The 19,772-nt window shown below is 45.5% G+C and carries 21 protein-coding genes; 6 read left to right on the forward strand and 15 right to left on the reverse strand.

The genetic code is table 11. The features are described from left to right. Positions 1-47: 47 nt before the first annotated feature. Positions 48-353, reverse strand: coding sequence for a hypothetical protein (locus JG770_RS02940; RefSeq protein ID WP_291954981.1), 306 nt, complete (start codon positions 351-353; stop codon positions 48-50). Positions 354-470: 117 nt separating this feature from the next. Here JG770_RS02940 and JG770_RS02945 point away from each other — a divergent pair, with 117 nt between their 5' ends. Beyond that, complete coding sequence (locus tag JG770_RS02945) at positions 471-686, forward strand: hypothetical protein (protein WP_291954983.1); 216 nt, start codon at positions 471-473, stop codon at positions 684-686. A gap of 35 nt (positions 687-721) precedes the next feature. Here JG770_RS02945 and rnr read toward each other — a convergent pair whose 3' ends face one another. From rnr to JG770_RS02970, 5 genes are all read right to left on the reverse strand, one after another. After that, positions 722-2,842 (reverse strand): ribonuclease R, encoded by a 2,121-nt coding sequence (gene rnr / locus JG770_RS02950; protein WP_291954986.1) that lies wholly within the window; start codon positions 2,840-2,842, stop codon positions 722-724. A 10-nt stretch (positions 2,843-2,852) separates the two neighbouring features. After that, positions 2,853-3,401: an HDIG domain-containing metalloprotein gene (locus tag JG770_RS02955; RefSeq protein ID WP_291954988.1), complete on the reverse strand. Its 549-nt coding sequence runs from the start codon at positions 3,399-3,401 to the stop codon at positions 2,853-2,855. Between the two features lie 86 nt (positions 3,402-3,487). Next, positions 3,488-3,727 carry a preprotein translocase subunit SecG gene (gene secG, locus JG770_RS02960; RefSeq protein ID WP_363320894.1) on the reverse strand — a complete coding sequence of 80 codons (240 nt, stop codon included), beginning with the start codon at positions 3,725-3,727 and terminating at the stop codon, positions 3,488-3,490. Positions 3,728-3,828: 101 nt separating this feature from the next. Next, complete coding sequence (locus JG770_RS02965; RefSeq protein ID WP_291954990.1) at positions 3,829-4,794, reverse strand: PfkB family carbohydrate kinase; 966 nt, start codon at positions 4,792-4,794, stop codon at positions 3,829-3,831. Next, positions 4,791-5,201 carry an RDD family protein gene (locus tag JG770_RS02970; protein ID WP_291954993.1) on the reverse strand — a complete coding sequence of 137 codons (411 nt, stop codon included), beginning with the start codon at positions 5,199-5,201 and terminating at the stop codon, positions 4,791-4,793. Before JG770_RS02970 ends, JG770_RS02965 begins: the two co-directional genes overlap by 4 nt. Positions 5,202-5,391: 190 nt before the next feature. Between JG770_RS02970 and JG770_RS02975 the strand changes: the two genes are divergently transcribed. Genes JG770_RS02975 through JG770_RS02985 form a run of 3 tightly spaced genes read left to right on the forward strand, consistent with a single transcriptional unit; the run spans position 5,392 to position 7,717 of the window. After that, the gene (locus JG770_RS02975; protein ID WP_291954995.1) at positions 5,392-5,961 is read left to right on the forward strand and encodes a LemA family protein; all 570 of its coding nucleotides are present in this window, start codon (positions 5,392-5,394) and stop codon (positions 5,959-5,961) included. A 13-nt stretch (positions 5,962-5,974) separates the two neighbouring features. Continuing rightward, on the forward strand, positions 5,975-6,805 hold the full coding sequence (locus JG770_RS02980; protein ID WP_291954998.1) for a TPM domain-containing protein: 831 nt from the start codon (positions 5,975-5,977) through the stop codon (positions 6,803-6,805). 3 nt (positions 6,806-6,808) lie between these two features. After that, positions 6,809-7,717: a radical SAM protein gene (locus tag JG770_RS02985; RefSeq protein ID WP_291955003.1), complete on the forward strand. Its 909-nt coding sequence runs from the start codon at positions 6,809-6,811 to the stop codon at positions 7,715-7,717. 93 nt (positions 7,718-7,810) lie between these two features. Here JG770_RS02985 and rpsI read toward each other — a convergent pair whose 3' ends face one another. The 8 genes from rpsI to ruvC form a co-directional block, all read right to left on the reverse strand. After that, positions 7,811-8,203, reverse strand: a complete 393-nt coding sequence (gene rpsI / locus JG770_RS02990; RefSeq protein WP_291955006.1) for a 30S ribosomal protein S9 — start codon at positions 8,201-8,203, stop codon at positions 7,811-7,813. Positions 8,204-8,215: 12 nt separating this feature from the next. Further along, on the reverse strand, positions 8,216-8,650 hold the full coding sequence (gene rplM, locus JG770_RS02995; protein ID WP_291955009.1) for a 50S ribosomal protein L13: 435 nt from the start codon (positions 8,648-8,650) through the stop codon (positions 8,216-8,218). Positions 8,651-8,796: 146 nt separating this feature from the next. Then, positions 8,797-9,825, reverse strand: coding sequence for a tRNA preQ1(34) S-adenosylmethionine ribosyltransferase-isomerase QueA (gene queA / locus JG770_RS03000; RefSeq protein WP_291955012.1), 1,029 nt, complete (start codon positions 9,823-9,825; stop codon positions 8,797-8,799). A 28-nt stretch (positions 9,826-9,853) separates the two neighbouring features. Beyond that, positions 9,854-10,075: a DUF2905 domain-containing protein gene (locus JG770_RS03005; RefSeq protein ID WP_291955014.1), complete on the reverse strand. Its 222-nt coding sequence runs from the start codon at positions 10,073-10,075 to the stop codon at positions 9,854-9,856. Further along, positions 10,072-10,626 carry an epoxyqueuosine reductase QueH gene (locus JG770_RS03010; protein WP_291955017.1) on the reverse strand — a complete coding sequence of 185 codons (555 nt, stop codon included), beginning with the start codon at positions 10,624-10,626 and terminating at the stop codon, positions 10,072-10,074. The genes JG770_RS03005 and JG770_RS03010 overlap by 4 nt, the downstream gene beginning before the upstream one ends. A 13-nt stretch (positions 10,627-10,639) precedes the next feature. After that, complete coding sequence (gene ruvB / locus JG770_RS03015) at positions 10,640-11,641, reverse strand: Holliday junction branch migration DNA helicase RuvB (RefSeq protein WP_291955079.1); 1,002 nt, start codon at positions 11,639-11,641, stop codon at positions 10,640-10,642. A gap of 12 nt (positions 11,642-11,653) precedes the next feature. Then, positions 11,654-12,238, reverse strand: a complete 585-nt coding sequence (ruvA, locus tag JG770_RS03020) for a Holliday junction branch migration protein RuvA (protein ID WP_291955020.1) — start codon at positions 12,236-12,238, stop codon at positions 11,654-11,656. Continuing rightward, positions 12,232-12,723 (reverse strand): crossover junction endodeoxyribonuclease RuvC, encoded by a 492-nt coding sequence (ruvC, locus tag JG770_RS03025; protein ID WP_291955023.1) that lies wholly within the window; start codon positions 12,721-12,723, stop codon positions 12,232-12,234. The genes ruvA and ruvC overlap by 7 nt, the downstream gene beginning before the upstream one ends. Before the next feature lie 179 nt (positions 12,724-12,902). Here ruvC and JG770_RS03030 point away from each other — a divergent pair, with 179 nt between their 5' ends. Both JG770_RS03030 and argH read left to right on the forward strand, forming a co-directional pair. After that, on the forward strand, positions 12,903-14,114 hold the full coding sequence (locus tag JG770_RS03030; RefSeq protein WP_291955026.1) for an argininosuccinate synthase: 1,212 nt from the start codon (positions 12,903-12,905) through the stop codon (positions 14,112-14,114). Next, entirely contained in the window at positions 14,111-15,502 is a 1,392-nt protein-coding gene (gene argH / locus JG770_RS03035; protein ID WP_291955029.1) for an argininosuccinate lyase, read from the forward strand. The genes JG770_RS03030 and argH overlap by 4 nt, the downstream gene beginning before the upstream one ends. On the opposite strand, the gene JG770_RS03040 is transcribed toward argH, so the two are convergent. Beyond that, on the reverse strand, positions 15,484-19,767 hold the full coding sequence (locus JG770_RS03040) for a PolC-type DNA polymerase III (RefSeq protein ID WP_291955031.1): 4,284 nt from the start codon (positions 19,765-19,767) through the stop codon (positions 15,484-15,486). The genes argH and JG770_RS03040 overlap by 19 nt on opposite strands. Positions 19,768-19,772 lie beyond the last annotated feature (5 nt).

A 19,772-nucleotide genomic window follows, 5' to 3' on the forward strand; every position in this document is an offset into this window, starting at 1 on the left:
AAGAAAAAAGGGGCGGTCGCAGCCCCATTTAATCTTTTTAATGACACTTATTGAGGATTATTGTTCAGTTTCTGCTCTATAGCGTCCAGCCTGGCCTTTATTTCCTCTAAATCCTTTTTCGTAGCAAGGTTCATCTTATCCAACATTTTGCTCAGTTCCTCTTTGGCCTTGCTGCTTATATCCTGCTGATTAGCCTTGACCTTCTCCTTGTACTGATCGAGTATCTTTTTGCCCTCTTCAGCAGTAACGTCTCCTTTAGCCACCAACTCATCCACCAATTCGTCTATTTTCTCTCCTGTCGCTGCCATGGCACCTATACCGATTAAAAATGCTTTTTTCAGTTTATCTTTCATAGCTATTGCGCCTCCCGTATTTTTTATTGTAACTAACGTTATTATACCATATCTTTTTGCGTTTGATTAGATTTTTATTTAAATTGGAGGGAAATATTATAGTCAGGAGGTGTTAGTATGTCTAAAAAAACCTATAAGATCAAAAAGGACGACTATTTAGAAGATGCTTTGCTAGACAAAAGCGCATACGGCGAATTTATACCTAATTTCAACCACTGGACCGGATTGGAGGGCAATAAAGAGCGCGCGCAATATCTATCTGAAGTAGCCGAAAAAACCGGCGGCAAGGATAAACAACAAGATAATATGCAAGATTATAAAAAAGAAGAGTAAAAGACGGAATAAAGGCGTCTGAAGATTAGGCGCCTTTATTCGCCTTCGTCCATGACAAAGTCTATATTGCGCGTTGAAAGATCCACCTTGGCCACTTTTACCTTGACTTTATCGCCTAAACGATATATCTTCCTGGTATGTTCTCCTATAAAACAGTAGTGTTTTTCATTATATACATAATAGTCGTCATCTAAGGCGCTTACATGTATAAGACCCTCTATGGTGTTTTCCAGCTGCACATACATACCGTAATGGGTGATACCGGATATAATCCCGTCGAAGCTTTGGCCTATCTTGTCCATCATATACTCGGCTTTCTTTAAATCCTCAGTATCCCACTCAACCTGCTGTGCCACTCTTTCCCTCTGTGATGATTGTTGGGCTATAGACGGTAATACTTGAGCAAGATGTTCCACACGTTTATGTGTAAGCCTGCCATGCAACATATCCTTTATTATACGATGGATCATCAGGTCCGGATACCGCCTTATGGGCGATGTAAAATGCGTATAGTAACGTGCGGCTAAACCAAAGTGACCTATATTTTCCGTATCATATCTGGCCCTTTGAAGTGAACGCAATAGCACGCTGTTCACCACCGCTTCCTCCTCGGTGCCCTCCACTTCATTTAAGAGGTCTTGGAGCGTTTTTGGATGTACTTTACCCCCTATGCCTTTTAAATGGTAACCTAAATTGTGTATAAAATCGTTAAACGCCAATATTTTTTCAGGATCGGGCTCTTCATGCACTCGGTATATAAAGGGTACCTGCATCCAAAACATATGCTCAGCCACCGTTTCATTGCACACCAGCATAAATTCTTCTATTATCTCATCGGCTATACCGCGCGAGTGCAGCAAAACATCAGTGGGTTTGCCGCTCAAATCCAGCTTTATCTGCGCCTCATCTATATCAAAATCTATGCTACCCCTTTCCCGACGTCTCCGCTTTAATATATCGTGCAGTTGCTTCATGAGTCTAAAATCGTCCACAAGATAACCATATCTATCGATTAACCCATTGTCCGGATCGGTGAGCAACTTTGTCACATCAGTATAGGTCATCCGCTCGCAGGTCTTGATAACGCTGGTCGTAAATCTATGCTCGACCACTTCACCATTGCTATCTATCTCCATAAACGCCGAAAGCGTCAGACGATCCACACGGGGATTAAGGCTGCATATGCCGTTAGACAGCGCCGGAGGAAGCATAGGTATAACGCGGTCCACTGGGTACACGCTGCATCCTCTGGATAATGCCTCTTTGTCGAGCGCACTGCCTTCCTTTACATAATGGCTGACATCCGCTATGTGAACGCCCAGCAAGAAGTGGCCATTAGGCAGCAGTGATATGGATACGGCATCATCCAGATCTTTTGCGTCTTCTCCGTCTATAGTGACTATATGAAGGCCTCGCAAATCCTCCCTGTCGCGTATATCCTCTTCGGAAACCGTCTGCGGTATGGAAGCGGCCTCCCTCATCACTTCCGGCGGAAATCCCTCCGGCAATTCATATTGGCGTATTATAGATAAGATATCTGTGCCTACGTCGTCTTTGTGACCAAGGACCTCTATAACCCGCCCCTCGGCTCCAACGCGCCCGTGCGGCCACCTTGTCACCTGTACCACCACTTTATAACCGTCATCCGCGCCATTCAACGCATCGTTCGGTATAAGAATGGTCGTATGCAATCTTGGCTCATCAGGGATCAAAACTGCAAAATGTTGGCTTCTTTCTATAGTACCTACTATCCTTTCGTTGGCTCTCTCAAGGATTTGTACTATTTGACCTTCGCGCGAACGGTCGCCATCGCTAAACAATATTTTGGCCATCACACAGTCGCCGTTCATGGCACCGTTTAGATCATCGGACGATACGTATACATCCTTTTGACTACCATCATCGGGTATTATGAAGCCAAAACCCTTGGCATTGGCCTGAAGCTTGCCGGTAACATATCCTAACCTTTTTGGCAGGCCATATTTTTTACTCTTGGTCTTTACTATAAGGCCTTCCCTTTCCATAGTGTCCAAAACAGACAAAAAACTTTTTTTATCGGTTCTGTCCATTTCCATTATATCCATTAATTGAGTTGCTGTCTTGGGCGCATATTCGGGTTGGTCCATAAGCCCCAATAATTTTTCCTTTATATTCATCGTTCACCTCTTATGCGTTAACTATAGCCATCTGCCGCATAGCATCCAGCGATATGTCAATAAATTCGTCCAAAGTGAGACCCAATTGATCGCAACTGTTTATCTGGTCCCTGCTGGCGCCTCTGGCAAATGCTTTATCCTTTAATTTTTTCTTTACCTGTTTTACGGTTACGTCAGCTACATTCTTGCTGGGCAATACCAAAGATACGGCCGTTATAAAGCCGGTCATAGGATCGGCCGCATACAATGCTTTATCCATTAGTGTTACCCTATCTATACCATGGTATTCATTATGGGCCCTAACAGCATGCACTATATCAGCCTCCATGCCCATGCCTTCCAAAAGGTCTGCACCTACCATGCCATGTCTGGCCGGATCCTGATCCACTTCTTCATAATCTATATCATGCAATAGGCCGACCAAGCCCCATTTTTCCTCATCCTGCCCCAGCTTTTTAGCCAATGCCTTCATTATAGCTTCGGTTGCCAACACATGTTTTAAAAGATTTTCTTCTTTAATGTGCTGTTGCACCAGTTCTAAAGCCTCTTGTCTCGTCAAATTTGACACACCCTTTCTGCTTATATATAAAATTAGCCCGGCACTGTTCTATTCGCCGGGCTCTCATATCTTAATCTTATAAATCACTATTGCAACAATACCAATACAAGCGACAGCACTATAAAAACTACAGCAGCATACTTCGTCAGGCTCTTTAGTTTCGCATCATAAGTACGCGCCTTGTTTTTGCCAAAGAACGTTTCCGCTCCGCCTGCGATACTGCCCGATAAACCAGCCGTCTTGCCCGACTGCAGCAGAACTACGACTATCAAAATAATGCTAGCAATTATATACAATGCCATAAGAATATTCCTCAATATATCCATCTAATCTATATCGTCCCTTCATTTCATATTTGTGTAGATGGCACTATTATGCGCCCATTTACCCCGTAAACTATCAACAATGATAATTATAACTCATCCGATCAATCAATGCAACTCGTTATTTCATCCAGCGTCGGAAGCGCGCTTATTGCGCCTTTCCTTGTAACACTTATAGACGCAGCCTTATTAGCAAAATCCAACACCTCATAAGCTGCATCCGGGGTTGTAAAGCATATACCCGCTGGATCCTGCGATATCTTATACAAAAACGCCCCCATAAAAGCATCCCCAGCACCGGTAGTATCGACAACCTCTACCTTTCTGGCAGGAACGGATACATTAATATCTCTTGTATAAAGCTCAGCGCCATGCGCGCCTTTGGTATACATTATAATCTTCACATCGCCTGTAAATAAAGATGCTATAGCCTTTGGCCCTTCGGGTATACCTGTTATAAATTCAAGTTCCTCGTCACTTATCTTTAAAATATCCGCATATGGTATAAAGTCGTTTATAGTTTTTCTGCACAGTTGTGCATCATCCCATAGGGCAAGTCTTACATTAGGGTCAAAGCTTACAAGGCCACCTTTTGATTTAATGCTATTTATAGCTTTTATATGAGCATATTTAACAGGAGCCTCTATAAGGTCAACAGAGCCAAAATGAAGTATATCTTTCCCCGAGAACCATTCGCTATCAATCTCATCTTCGGATAATAACATATCGGCACTTGGATTTCTATAAAACATAAATTCCCTGTCCCCATCGGCCTTGAGACTTACAAAAGCCAGTGCAGTATTGGCTTGATCCGTTCTGCTTACATAGTTTATATTAACGCCAGCATTAATAAGCGTATCCAGAAGAAAATCTCCGAAAGCATCAGCACCAAGCTTGCCTATAAAAGCGCTGGTGCCTCCAAGCCTGCTTACCGCACAAGCGACATTTGCGGGAGCTCCACCCGGCGCCTTCTGAAACGCATTAACCTGCTTAAGCGGCACACCTCTTTCATTCGGTATAAAATCTATAAGCATTTCACCTATTGTAAAAACCGTTGCCGCTTTGCTCACGATGCTTTTTGCCCCTCTACCACCTTGGTCCCTGCCCATACGTCACCGTAGCGCTTACCTTCTGGATCGTTCATAGCCTTAACAATCTCGACTATGTATATTATTGCTCCAATGACACCGCTTATGATCCATCCTATAACCAGTATGGTCATAAACAGACTGGGTATGGCAAATATTATATTTCTTTTGATAGAATCGCCATATGTGACAGCCCCGTGGTCGGTAACCACTCTGATGTCGAGCAGCTTTTTGCCAATGCTTTGCCCGTCTAGCAGACCGTCCCTCAGAAGCATGTAGAAGAAACCGATAACGCCACCTATAAACGGTATCGAGCCCATCAAATAGGTTAATGCGATATCGATTATAAAGGCAAAGGCCCTGCGCACATTATCCGCTTTTTTATACATAACTCATACCTCCCGATCACTATCTAAGATAATTATACCAGTTGCATGCAATAAGCACAAGCAAAAACGATGTTTTCTTTAAGTCATGCCACGCTTGTACCATGCATACTTATATTGTATAATAGGCATAGATTATTGACGCACAGCCGGACAATAATAGCAAATTTATCGAAGGAGAGGAAATAGAACTTTGAAACGTTCAACTATAACATGGATTGTCGTAATAGCTATAATACTGATATTGGCTATTGTATTGATAAGCAGTTACAATAATCTGGTCAATATGGAGGAGAGCGTAAATAGCAGCTGGAGTCAGGTCGATAATATGCTGCAGCGACGAGCTGATTTAATACCTAATCTCGTGGAAACAGTTAAAGGGTATGCTGCCCATGAACAAGCTGTATTTGACAGTGTAAATCAGGCCAGAGAAAGCCTCCTGGCCGCTCAAACCCCAGGTGAAGCGGCTCAAGCCGATGAGGCATTAAACAGCTCTTTAGGGCGATTGCTTGCCATAGCGGAAAACTATCCGGAGCTTAAAGCCAATCAAAATTTTATAGCGCTGCAAGATGAGTTGGCCGGCACAGAAAACCGAATAGCAGTATCGCGCCGCGATTATAACAACGCTGTCCAGCAATATAACGCTGCTATACGCCGTTTCCCTACCAATATAATAGCAAGCCTATTCGGCTTTGAACAGAAAGAATATTTCCAGGCCGAGGAGGGCGCTCAACAAGTTCCCCAAGTGGATTTTTCGGAATAAGAGGAAATGTTAAATGGTAACTTTTAAGCGCATATGGGCATGTTTTTTGGCTTTTATGCTGATATCTGTTGTAGTATCGGCAGCTCCTCCTATACCACCCAAGCCATCCGAATTCGCGTATGTATACGATTATGCCGCTCTTGTCGATGCCGAAGACGAGCAGCGCATCAATGAATCAGGCGCTGCCATAGACAATGCATCCAATGCGCAAATAGTAGTAGTAACCGTAGATAACACGGGAGATTATCCTATAGAAGATTACGCATTGGAGTTACTCCGTGACTGGGGTATAGGCGATAAAGAAAAAAATAACGGCGTTTTGCTGCTGGTAGACAAGCAGCGCCTCATGGACAATCATTCCGGAAAGGTACGCATAGAGGTAGGTTATGGCCTGGAAGGTGCCATACCGGACAGCGTAGCCGGCCGTATACTGGACGAGTATGTCCTCCCGCAATGGGATCAGAAGGCATATTCCGAAGGCATAACAGAAGGCTATATGGCTATAGCAACGCGTGTGGCCGAGGAATACAACATAGATTTGAGCGGCACTGACGGCTATACACCCATAAGCGTTGATACTGACCCCGAAGAGGGAGATTCAAGTGAAACCTCATGGGGCAGTGTAATATTTATATTGATTGTCATGGCGTTTATTTTCTTTAATATCAGAAGCGGCGGGGGCCGACGCGGCCGCTATAACCGTTGGGGTGGCCCGCCGTTCGGAGGCTTCGGCGGTAGCTTTGGTGGCTCATCCGGCGGTGGTGGCTTCGGCGGTGGTGGCTTCGGCGGTGGAGGCGGAGGCTTCGGTGGCGGCTCATCCGGAGGCGGAGGTGCGAGCAGGTAACACATGGAAGGCTTTACCGAATGGCTGAGAGACTGCCATCTATGCCCGCGGCAGTGCCATATAGACCGTTTAAATGGTCAACATGGCACATGTCGCGCCGGCTTATTGCCCAAAGTAGCATTGGCCTCACTGCACCAGTGGGAAGAGCCTTGTATAAGCGGCACCAGAGGGTCCGGTACGGTATTCTTTTCCTACTGCAATTTGAGCTGCCTTTTTTGCCAGAATTATGACATAAGTCAGTCTGATTTCGGCAAAGAGATGGGTATACCCGAGCTGGCTGAGCTGTTCATAAAGCAGCAACAGCGGGGTTCCCATAACATAAACCTGGTTTCGCCGACATCGTTTATGCCACAAATAACAGAGGCTTTAATAATAGCTAAAGAACATGGTTTAACAATACCGGTAATATATAATTCCAATGCTTATGAATCGGTAGATGCTTTGCGCTATATGGATGGCTTAATCGATGTATATCTGCCGGATTTGAAATACTTTAGCGACGAATATGCCGTAAAATATTCAAAAGCGCCGCATTATTTTGAACATGCGACGGCCGCTATAATGGAAATGTATCGACAAGTCGGCTCACCTCAATTTGATGATGATGGTGTAATAAAAAGCGGCCTCATAATAAGGCATCTTATGCTCCCTGGGTTAATCGAGGATTCCAAGCGGATATTGTTATGGATAAGAAACAATCTCCCCACAGAGGTTTATGTAAGCCTCATGGCGCAATACACACCTATGTATAAGGCCAAAGAGCATAAGGAACTAAACCGGCGTATAAGTCGACGTCAATACGAGGCTATCATAGACTATTTCTTTGATATAGGATTGGAAAACGGCTATATCCAAGAGCGTTCTTCGGCTAAGAGCATATATACGCCTGATTTTGATTTAAGCGGGCTATAGGTGGATATTATTAGGCGGGAACCATATATAGCAAAGGTTTTAAAATAAAAGAGCCACATTTCTGTGACTCTTTTGATTGAAAATGTATACCAATCATCTCTTCGAAAATTGGGGCGCGCGCCTGGCAGCCTTCAAACCATATTTTTTGCGCTCTTTCATTCTTGAATCCCGCGTAAGCATGCCTGCTTTCTTAAGCGGCTCGCGAAGCTCCGGATCTACTAATTGCAGCGCGCGAGCTATACCATGGCGCACCGCTCCCGCCTGGCCTGTAAAGCCACCGCCGTTTACTTTCACCACCACATCGAATTTGTCAGTCATATTGGTTAACTCAAGTGGTTGGCGAACCTGGATTCTTAAAGTTTCTACATTAAAATATTCGTCGACATTTTTGCCATTTACGGTGATATTTCCTTTACCACCCGGTATTAATCTCACTCTGGCTACTGAGGTTTTACGCCTTCCTGTAGCATAATAATGTACTGCCAAGAATTACCCTCCTCATATATTTAATTCCAAAACTTCAGGTTGCTGGGCCTCATGTTTATGCTCGGCGCCTTTATAAATCTTTAACTTCTTTATCATATGGCGGCCCAAGCTATTGTGCGGCAGCATACCCTCTACGGCCTCATAGATGGCTTTCTCCGGCCTTTGTGCCAAAAACTTGCGGTACGGCGTCTCTTTCATGCCGCCCGGATACAAACTGTGATGTCTATACATCTTCTGATCCAATTTTTTACCGGTCAATATTACATTCTGCGCATTTATTATAACTACATAATCCCCTGTATCCACATGAGGGGTGTATATAGGTTTATTTTTGCCGCGCAATATTTTAGCCACTTCGCTGGCCAAACGGCCTAACGGCTTGCCTGTAGCATCTATCACATACCATTTGCGCTCTATTTCATAGGGCTTTGCTACAAATGTATCCAATCCTTTCCCTCCTCATAAGATTGCGTTTTTGCTTTATTGAAAAATCACAATAATCGATATTGTTTTACGTCAATGTCCGGGACTTCCACAATATACTGTATTATTCTAACCCATCAATATTCGGCTGTCAATAGCCAAATGCAAATTCACAGTATCAGCATTGCGTCGCCGAAACTGAAAAAACGATAACGTTTTTCAACCGCTTCCTTATAAACGCGCAATATCTCTTCCCTGCCCGCAAAAGCGCTTATGAGCATGAGCAACGTGGATTTTGGTAAATGAAAGTTGGTTATCAATGCGTCTATAGCCTTAAACCGATAACCCGGATAAATGAATATATCGGTCCAACCATCGCCCGCATGGGTTATACCTTTTTCATCGGTTACGGTCTCCAACGTGCGCACGCAGGTGGTACCGACCGCAAATACCCTATGCCCGCCTTTATGCGTATCATTTATAACATCGGCCGCCTGCCGGCTTACCTGATAATACTCCGAGTGCATTTGATGCTTGGTTATATCATCTTCTTTAACAGGACGGAATGTACCCAATCCTACATGAAGGGTTATATGCACTATATTTACGCCTTTATCCTCTATGCGCTGCAGCAATTCATCGGTAAAATGCAGCCCGGCAGTAGGTGCGGCCGCTGAACCTTCATTCTTGGCATATACCGTCTGATAACGCTCTTTATCGTCCAGTTTTTCTTTTATATACGGCGGTAGAGGCATCTGACCCAATTTATCCAGTATTTCTTCGAATATGCCGTCATACATAAATTCCACTATACGCCCGCCCTGCGATGTTTTTTCCAATATGCGCGCCTTTAGCTCCCCATTCCCGAAAACAAACACAGTTCCTATCTTGGCCCGGTGGCCCGGACGCTCTATTATCTCCCATTTATCGGCCTCCAAGCGCCTGAGCAACAGAAACTCTATCTTGCCACCGGTATCTTCCCTATACCCTATCAGGCGCGCTGGTATGACTTTGGTATCGTTTATCACCAAAGTATCTCCTGCTTGCAAGTACTCCACTATATCTTTAAATATCCTATGATTTATAGATTTTGTCTTTCTATCATATACCAGCAACCTTGACATATCGCGCTGTTCTAAAGGTTTTTGAGCGATCAGCTCCTCTGGCAAATCATAATCGAAATCTTCTAAACGCCACATTATATACAGTATTATCTCCTCTATAAAGCTACTTAAATTTCCCAATTATATAAAAAAGCAGCGACAGCACCGCGCTTATGACCAAACATGTCACTATGGGAAAGTACAGTGTAAAATTGCCGCGCCTTATCACTATATCGCCGGGCAAACGGCGTATACCGGTTCTTCCGATAAGCCATATAAATCCGCCCACAATCAAAAACAGGAGGCCTACGGTTATTATAATCTTTCCCATCTGCTGCAGATTCATTTATAAAGTTCACCCTTTTTCTTGGGTATATACCGCTCCATTTCGCTGTATATACATCCACAATATTGCTGTCTGTACAGTCCCATGGCTTTGGATATCTCAACACCTTCTTTATAGCCTTCCCTGAAGTCCCGGTATAAAAAGGGCACGCCGTATTTCTCGCCGGCCTCGCGGCCTATCTCCTTCACCCATTCATGCTTTTGATGCGGACTGACCAACATAGTGGTGGTAAACGCATCGAAGCCTCCGTTTCTGGCCACGCTGGCCGCTCTTTCCAATCTGGTGGCATAGCACATCCGGCAGCGCATGCTTTCTCTAAATGCCGCATTGCGCAAAAATTCCACCAAGTTATACTCATCTATGGTTATAAGCTTAAGGCCTACGGCATCAGCGAATTGCTGAGCGGTTTCCATACGCTTTTTATATTCCGTATATGGTTGTATATTGGGGTTAAAAAATAACCCGTACAGTTCTATATTATCATCTTGCTGCAATATTTTCGTCGGATATGTGGCACACGGCCCGCAGCACATATGCATTAAAAGTTTCAAATCCTATATCACCTCATCTGTCTTCAAAGGGTATACCCATGTGTTCATAGGCCAAACGCGTAGCTACCCTGCCGCGCGGCGTGCGATCGATGAAACCCAGCTGCAACAGATATGGTTCATATACATCCTCTATTGTATCGGCCTGTTCGTTTACCGCCGCCGACAGCGTATCCAAACCAACCGGTCCGCCTCCGAATTTGTCTATCATTATGCTCAATAGCTTTCTGTCTACCTCGTCCAATCCTAAATCATCTACTTCTAAAAGGTCCAATCCCGCTTTTGCCACAGCATAGTCTATCATGCCGTCGGCCTTTATCTGAGCATAATCCCTGACGCGTTTGAGCAGCCTGTTAGCCACCCTGGGCGTGCCCCTGGCCCGTCTGGCTATCTCACCGGCACCTTGTTCATCTATACCCGTTTTTAAAAGATAAGCCGACCTCATAACTATCTCCTTGAGTTCGTCCACAGTATACATCTCAAGGCGGTTTATAACGCCGAAACGGTCGCGGAGCGGCGGTGTTAAAAGCCCCGCCCTTGTGGTAGCGCCTATAAGCGTAAAATGCGGCAGATCTATCCGCAGCGAACGCGCGCCCGGCCCCTTGCCTATGACTATATCCAACGCGTAATCCTCCATCGCGGGATACAGTATTTCCTCTACCGCCCTGTTGAGCCTATGTATCTCATCTATAAACAGCACATCGTACTCGGCCATATTTGTCAATATAGCCGCCAGATCGCCGGCGCGTTCTATAACAGGGCCCGATGTTATGCGTATGTTCACTCCCATCTCGTTGGCTATTATATTCGCCAATGTGGTCTTGCCCAGACCCGGCGGTCCGTACAGCAATACGTGATCCAATGCCTCATGGCGCTGCTTGGCAGCATCTATAAATATGCGCAGCTTTTCTTTGACGCTGTTCTGCCCTATATATTCGTTCAACGTCCTCGGCCTCAGGGCTGTCTCCAGCTCTATATCGTTTTGTCCAAGCTCCGCTGCTATTATCCTGTCTGGCATCATATCCTCCAATCAAAAACGCCTAAGCGCCTCTTTAATTACCTCCTCCAAGCTCCGGCCGTCAGTAGTCACGCCTTCCAAAGCCCCGGCAGCTTCAGTCGGCGCATAGCCTAATGATATAAGGGCCTCTATGGCTTGTCCGTACATGCTGTCGCTTATCCGTTCAGCCGTATCGCTTGATTTTATTTCCCTGGGCATATGCAGCTTATCCTTGAGCTCCATTATAATGCGCTGTGCCGTTTTAGAGCCTATGCCTTTGGCGCGGCTCAAGCTCTTGTCGTCGCTCTGAACTACGGCAAGCAGTATCTGCTCATAGGAAAGAGCATCCATTAATGCCAGGGCTCCTTTAGGGCCCACGCCCGATACCGATATGAGGTTCTCGAACAGGTCTACCTGTTGCTCCGAGGTAAATCCGAATAATGCCATATTGCCATCCCCTATATGCCAGTGAACATATAACCTCGTCCGGCTTTTGACATCAGGCATATCCGCCAATACTCTTGTGGTAGCATATACCTTAAATCCAATACCGTTTACATCTATTATAACATAATTCGGGCTTTTATGCTCGATAAAACCCTCCAGATATGCTAACATATATCCGCCGCTCCCATTGATTCAGAATAACAACAGCATATGGCCGCGGCTAAAGCATCGGCGGCATCATCCGGCTTTGGTATATCATCCATGCACAGCAACAATCTTACCATGCGCTGCACCTGCAGCTTTTGAGCCATTCCATACCCTGTTATACCCTGCTTTATCTGCAACGGCGTATATTCGTAAACCGGCACGGCATTGTTAGCCGCCGCCAATATAGCCACCCCCCTGGCATGTCCTATGATCAATGCCGTTTTGGTATTTTTATTGAAAAATAACTCTTCTACAGCACACGCACGCGGTCCATAGCGTTCTATCAGCGCCGATACATCATCGTATATGTTTTTGAGCCGCTGTGGCAACGGCATGCCCGCCGGCGTGGTCACAATCCCATAATCGATGAGCTTTAATCTGTTCTTCTCATAATCCACCGCTCCATAGCCCAATGTAGCCAAGCCCGGATCTATTCCTAATACAATCATCTGACATCCTTCTTTACTTATGCTCTGTTTTGGAGTATATTAATTCTGAAAACCTAACGTAGCAGTTGATGCTCTATGAACAATTATAGCAGAATAAAGGCAATTTGTACATTTAACATATTGCATAAATATGCAATATGTTGTATAATTATTGACAACAACGATATGGAGGTAGAGATATGAGCAAGGAAAAAGTCATACTGGCATACTCGGGAGGATTGGATACGTCCATAATAATCCCATGGTTAAAGGAAAACTATGATTACGATGTAATAGCGGTGGCCGTTGATGTAGGCCAGGGCGAGGAATTGGAACCTTTAAATGAAAAGGCTATAAAAACCGGAGCTAGCAAGATATACATAGAGGATCTGAAAAAAGAATTCGTGGAGGACTTCATATTCCCTACGCTGAAAGCCGGCGCAATATATGAGGGCAAATATCTGCTGGGCACATCCATGGCACGTCCTCTCATAGCCAAACGCTTGGTAGAAATAGCCGAGGCTGAGGGCGCTAAGGCCATAGCTCATGGCGCCACAGGTAAAGGCAACGATCAGGTGCGCTTTGAGCTGACCATAAAGGCTCTCAACCCGCACATAAAGATAATAGCGCCATGGCGCATATGGGATATAAAATCCCGTGATGAGGAGATCGAATACGCTCAAAAGCGCGGTATACCCGTACCGGTTACCAAGGAACATCCGTACAGCATGGACCGCAACCTCTGGCATCTCAGCCATGAAGGCGGCGATTTGGAAGACCCGTGGAATGAGCCTAAAGACGACGTATACCTTATAGTGACGCCGCCAAATAAAGCCCCCGACAAACCAACCTATGTGGAGATAGGCTTTGAACAGGGCATACCCAAAACAATAAACGGCCAAGCCTACGATTCGGTCGGACTGATAGAGGAATTAAACCGCTTAGGCGCTCAAAACGGCGTCGGCATAACCGATATGGTGGAAAACCGCTTGGTAGGTATGAAATCGCGCGGCATATATGAAACGCCTGGTGGAACCATACTCTACCTTGCCCACAAGGAATTGGAATCGCTTACCTTGGATCGTCAGACAGCTCATTACAAAGAGATGATAGCGGCAAAATTTGCGGAACTCGTCTATGACGGATGCTGGTATACGCCGCTTCGAGAGGCTTTGTCTGCTTTCGTCGATAGCACTCAGCAGACTGTTACAGGTACTGTGCGCATGAAGCTATACAAGGGCAACTGCTCTCCGGCCGGCGTAAAATCCGATTATTCTCTATACGATGTGGATCTGGCCACTTTTGGTGAGGAGGATGTGTATAATCAGAAGGACGCAGAGGGATTCATAAATTTATTCGGCCTACCGCTTAAGGTCAGGGCACTCATGATGGAAAGGAACAAGAAATCATGAAGCTATGGGGCGGCAGATTCGCCAAAGAAGCCGATCGAGCTATGGAGCGATTCAACGCTTCCATAGCTTTCGACAAACGCCTTTACAGGCAGGATATAGAGGGCAGCATAGCGCATGCCGCTATGCTGGCCAAATGCGGCATAATAAGCGAGCAGGACGGACAAGCCATAATAGAAGGGCTTGAAAGCATATTAAATGATATAGAAAGCGGGCAATTAAAGATATCCGAAGATATCGAGGATATCCATACATTCATAGAGCAACAGCTCACCGATCGCATAGGCGATGCAGGCCGGCGCCTGCACACTGCCCGCAGCCGCAATGATCAGATAGCGCTGGATATGCGCATGTATATGAAAGAAGCTATACGCGAAATACAGCATTCGCTATTATCGCTCATGCAGGTCATAACAGATAAGGCACAGCATCATATCGATGCCATAATGCCAGGCTATACGCATATGCAGAGAGCTCAACCGGTAACGCTCGGGCACCACATGATGGCATACTTTCAAATGTTTAAGCGCGATTATGAGCGTCTGGACGATTGTTATAAGAGGACTGATATAATGCCTCTAGGTTCCGGTGCGCTGGCTACCAGCACCTATCCTGTTGACAGGGAATATGTGGCCCGGCAGCTCGGCTTCGAAGCCATATCGGAGAATAGCATGGATGCCGTATCGGACAGGGACTTTGCCATAGAATTTTGCTGCTGCGCGGCCATGATAGGTATGCACTTGAGCCGCTTTTGCGAAGAACTTGTATTATGGTCATCAGCCGAATTCAACTTCATAGAGATGGACGATGCGTTCAGCACGGGCAGCAGCATTATGCCCCAGAAAAAAAATCCCGACGTAGCCGAACTGATACGCGGCAAAACCGGTCGCTTATACGGAGATTTAACGTCGCTGCTCACCGTCATGAAAGGACTGCCTCTGGCCTATAATAAGGATATGCAAGAGGATAAAGAAGCCGTATTCGACACTGTGGACACATTGACAATATCCATTCCGATATTCAGCGCCATGCTGGATACCGTTTCATTTCACGAAGATGTTATGTTGAAGGCCGCACAAGGCGGATTTACCAATGCCACCGACGCCGCCGACTATCTCGTCAAAAAAGGTATGCCCTTCCGCCAGGCTCATGAAGTGATAGGCCACCTTGTGGTCTATTGCCTGGATAACGGCAAGGACTTATCCAATTTGTCGTTGGAAGAATACAGACGTTTCTCAGACCTTTTTGATGAAGATGTCTTGCAAGCCATAGATTTGAATACCTGCGTGCAAAGCAGAAATGTCTATGGCGGGCCGGCACATCAGAGCCTGACCGCGGCCATAGACCATGCCAAAACATTTATACGCCAACATCAAAATAGCGATAATTGAGCGGTTTCGGGCAATCCTTTAAGGCAGCCGTGACTTTTCATTATATCCACCGCTGTGCGGCTGACCTTAGCCCTTTCTTTTAAATCCTGTATAGATGTGAATTGCGCCTGCTGTCTGGCCGCAACTATATTACGGGCGGCATTCAATCCCACCCCTTGCAGAGCGGTGAAGGGCGGCAGTATACCGTTGTCGGTCACGACGAATTTATCGGCTTGAGATTTCGTTATATCGACTGGCAGCATGCGTATGCCGCGCGCATACATCTCCCGCGCCACTTCCAATATGGTTAACAGATTCTTCTCCTTAGCAGTGGCATTATTGCCCTTACGCTCTATCTCATACAAACTGTCCTGCACAGCATGCGGGCCTTTGGACACGATATCGGCATCAAATTCATCGGCCCTTACTGTAAAATACGCGGCATAAAAGGCCTCCGGATAATACACCTTAAAATACGATATGCGAAAGGCCATTATAACGTAAGCGACGGCATGTGCCTTTGGGAACATATATCTTATCTTTTTACAGGAATCTATAAACCATTGCGGTACACCTGCATCATGCATAAGCTGCTCATCTTCAAGCTTCAAGCCATGACCCTTGCGCACGCTTTCCATGATCCTGAATGCCTGTCCCGGCTCCACTCCCATATGAATGAGAGAAAGCATTATATCATCGCGCGTCGCTATAACCTCCGACAATTTGGCTACACCCTGTTTTATAAGATCTTGAGCGTTATTTAACCACACATCGGTACCATGCGACAGGCCGCTTATTCTTATAAGCTCGGCAAACGTGGTCGGGCGGGTATCCACCAGCATTTGTCGTACAAATCTGGTGCCGAATTCCGGTATCCCTATAGTGCCCACCTCGCTGCCTATCTGTTCCGGCTTAACGCCAAGGGGTTCAGTGGAAGAAAATATCTTCATAATGGTTTTCTCCCCTATCGGTATACCCTTGGCATCTATCCCTGTTATATCCTCCAACATGCGTATAACCGTGGGATCGTCGTGTCCCAGTATATCCAGCTTGACTAATCGGCTACTTATGGAATGATAGTCGAAGTGCGTGGTTATGACGCCGGAATCTTTCTCATCAGCCGGATACTGTATCGGCGTAAAATCCAATATATCCTTGTCTTTAGGTACTACCATGACCCCGCCCGGATGCTGGCCGGTAGTGCGTTTGATACCGGTACAACTTTTTACCAGCCGGTTCACCTCGGCATTGTGAACCACAAGTCCTTTTTCTTCCAAATAATTTTTAACAAAACCATAAGCCGTTTTATCGGCTATAGTAGCTATAGTACCGGCGCGGAATACATGGCCTTCTCCGAAAAGCTCTTCGGTATACTTGTGCGCTTTCGGCTGATATTCTCCCGAAAAGTTAAGGTCTATATCAGGGACCTTGTCCCCGTTAAATCCTAAAAAAACCTCAAACGGCGTATCATAGCCATCCTTTTTAAGCGGTTCGCCGCAAACCGGGCAGTCCTTATCCGGCAGATCCGCCCCACAAGCATACTCATCCACATCTATATCAAAATCGCTGTAATGGCAGCGAGGGCATACATAATGCGGTGGCAGAGGATTAACCTCAGTTATACCGCACATCGTAGCTACAAACGACGAACCCACCGAGCCTCTTGAGCCTACCAGATAACCGTCCTCCAACGATTTTTTAACCAATTTTTGAGCTATAAGGTATAATACCGAAAACCCATTCGTTATGATAGCATTTAACTCCTTATCCAGCCTTTGCTTGACGATAGGCGGCAGAGGATCGCCGTATATAGCCGCAGCATTGCTTAGGGCCATATCCTGTATCTCCTCCTCCGCCCTATCTATATGGGGCGGATAAAATTCATCGGGTATGGGTTTTACGAATTCTATCATCGATGCTATTGCATCGGGATTGTTTATAACCACTTCGCGGCATGCATCATCGCCAAGGTACTTAAACTCTTCAAGCATCTCATCGGTGGTCTTGAAGTACAACGGTGGCTGGTTATCGGCGTCGGAAAATCCCTGACCATGCATGAGTATGCGCCGGAAATACTCATCATGCGGATCCAGAAAATGCACGTCGCCCGTAGCAACGACCGGCTTATCGAATAATTTACCCAGCTCGTATATGCGCTTATTTATATCCATAAGCTGTTGCCTGTCAGCCACCTTGCCTTCTTTTATCAGATGAGCGGCATTATCCAGCGGTTGTATTTCCAGATAGTCATAAAACGCTACTATATCTTTTATAGCCGAATCGGCAGCCGACTTAATGAGCGCCTGATACAATTCCCCCGCATCGCACCCCGAGCCTATAATAAGATTGTCCCTGTATTGTGCCAGAACGCTCTTGGGTATACGCGGTTTTCTGTAAAAGTAATCTATATGCGATACCGATATGAGTTTATATAAATTCTTTAAACCATCTTGATTTTTTACCAGTATAACGGCATGATACAACTCGGAATTATTGGATATGCTGTTGCCAAATACCCTATTCAGGTCGCTTAAGGATCGGCAACCCATTTCAGTCAGCTTATCCATGCATCTGAATAATATCTCCGCTGCCGTACGGGCATCATCCACCGCACGGTGATGATTATTCATATCTATATGCAGATAATGAGCCAACGTATCCAGCTTGTAATGCTTGAGCCCTTTAAATAATTGCCTGGACAATGTTAATGTATCCAAAACCGGATTAGCAAATTTTAAATTATACTTCTGACCATGCTGCCGTATAAAGCCCATATCGAACTGGGCGTTATGCGCTACCAACACGGCCCCCCCTGCGAATTCCATGAAACGTTGCAAAACGTCGGCTTCATCAGGGGCATTGGCCACCATATCATCAGTGATGCCGGTTAGATTGACTATGTTCAGCGGTATGGGCACGTGAGGGTTTATGAAACTGCTAAATTCATCTACATACTTGCCGTCTTTTATTTTGACAGCCCCTATTTCTATTATTTTATCGACACCGGCATTTAACCCAGTGGTCTCTATATCCAGCACCACCATATCGCTGTTTATAGGTCTATCGTCGGCATCCGTAACCATAGCGACGCAGTCGTCGACCACATAGGCTTCCACGCCGTATATGATATTTACGCCGTACTCGCGGCCCGCCTCATAAGCCTCAGGAAAGGCTTGTACTACACCATGATCGGTTATGGCTACAGCTTTATGCTGCCAATAAGCCGCTCTCTTCACCATGTCCGCCGCCTTGCTTACCGCATCCATAGCGCTCATCTGCGTGTGCAGATGCAGTTCCACCCGTTTGTCCGGACATGTATCCCGACGTATCGGCGCAGGTACCTGGATTATATCTATAGCCATCACTACTAAATCCCGCTGATATTTATCGTATTGGCAGTCGCCGCGCACTTTCACGTATAAGCCGGTCTTTAATGCATCCAATAAAGCCATCGCCTTTTGTGTATCGGCAAACAATTTTACAGTAATAGAACCTGTATGATCGGTGATATCGAAGGTTATTATCTTTTTGCCGTTCTTGGTATCCCTTACGCTTATATCTATAACCTCACCCTCTATGGTAACACGTCCGGAGTCTTCGGCCACAGAGCTTATAGGCTGGCTGTCTTTCGAAATAGGCGAGCCGTACAATATACAAGGTTTTTTATTGTTATCTTCCAATAAAGTAGATTTTTCTCTGTCATTGGAGTTCTTTACCATTTCAAGCAGAATTTCATCTTCGAGCTGATCCCTCTCCTGTTCGACCTGAGCGCGCCACGCCGCGGCTTCCATAGCATTATCGTTTATTTCGACGCGCACCTTATTGCCTGTGCGTTGCTCGAATAATTCACTCAACGCCCTATCTATGCCCTTCTTATATAACACAGGCACTATATGCTCATCACCTATATTCAAAGTAAAAACACCCGCTGTCTCATCCAAGTTATATGAGGCAGTCGTAAGCCAGCCCTTGCATAGAGGTTCTATATCTATCATCAGCCGCTGCATCTCATCCCAAATATCGTCTATCGACACTTTCTCGGTAAAAGCCTGCGGTATAATCTTTATATTGACAGTTGTAAGCGACGGCACAACAGACAGCATGGCATTTTCCACATCGCTTATATAAGCTTCAGCTATGCTGTCTTTTGAGAATACCTCTATAGTCCACTGGGATTTCTTTCGATTGACCATTATTTTATTCAGTGTAACACGAGAAAAAAAATCATTCAGTTTTTGTGCTGTATCTTTATCTGGAAACTTATCTAACGGTAATGGCTGTATCATAGGTT

Origin of the sequence: Mahella sp. (assembly GCF_020054945.1) — a bacterium.
In the GTDB taxonomy this organism is placed as follows: Bacteria; Bacillota; Clostridia; order Mahellales; family Mahellaceae; genus Mahella.

Coding starts and splice junctions, on each gene's coding strand:
- JG770_RS02940 (WP_291954981.1), bottom strand. CDS start 353: ATGAAAGATAAACTGAAAAAAGCATTTTTAATCGGTATAGGTGCCATG.
- JG770_RS02945 (WP_291954983.1), top strand. CDS start 471: ATGTCTAAAAAAACCTATAAGATCAAAAAGGACGACTATTTAGAAGAT.
- rnr (WP_291954986.1), bottom strand. CDS start 2,842: ATGAATATAAAGGAAAAATTATTGGGGCTTATGGACCAACCCGAATAT.
- secG (WP_363320894.1), bottom strand. CDS start 3,727: ATGGATATATTGAGGAATATTCTTATGGCATTGTATATAATTGCTAGC.
- JG770_RS02970 (WP_291954993.1), bottom strand. CDS start 5,201: ATGTATAAAAAAGCGGATAATGTGCGCAGGGCCTTTGCCTTTATAATC.
- JG770_RS02980 (WP_291954998.1), top strand. CDS start 5,975: ATGGTAACTTTTAAGCGCATATGGGCATGTTTTTTGGCTTTTATGCTG.
- JG770_RS02985 (WP_291955003.1), top strand. CDS start 6,809: ATGGAAGGCTTTACCGAATGGCTGAGAGACTGCCATCTATGCCCGCGG.
- queA (WP_291955012.1), bottom strand. CDS start 9,825: ATGTGGCGTTTAGAAGATTTCGATTATGATTTGCCAGAGGAGCTGATC.
- JG770_RS03005 (WP_291955014.1), bottom strand. CDS start 10,075: ATGAATCTGCAGCAGATGGGAAAGATTATAATAACCGTAGGCCTCCTG.
- ruvB (WP_291955079.1), bottom strand. CDS start 11,641: ATGCCAGACAGGATAATAGCAGCGGAGCTTGGACAAAACGATATAGAG.
- ruvA (WP_291955020.1), bottom strand. CDS start 12,238: ATGTTAGCATATCTGGAGGGTTTTATCGAGCATAAAAGCCCGAATTAT.
- ruvC (WP_291955023.1), bottom strand. CDS start 12,723: ATGATTGTATTAGGAATAGATCCGGGCTTGGCTACATTGGGCTATGGA.
- JG770_RS03030 (WP_291955026.1), top strand. CDS start 12,903: ATGAGCAAGGAAAAAGTCATACTGGCATACTCGGGAGGATTGGATACG.
- argH (WP_291955029.1), top strand. CDS start 14,111: ATGAAGCTATGGGGCGGCAGATTCGCCAAAGAAGCCGATCGAGCTATG.
- JG770_RS03040 (WP_291955031.1), bottom strand. CDS start 19,767: ATGATACAGCCATTACCGTTAGATAAGTTTCCAGATAAAGATACAGCA.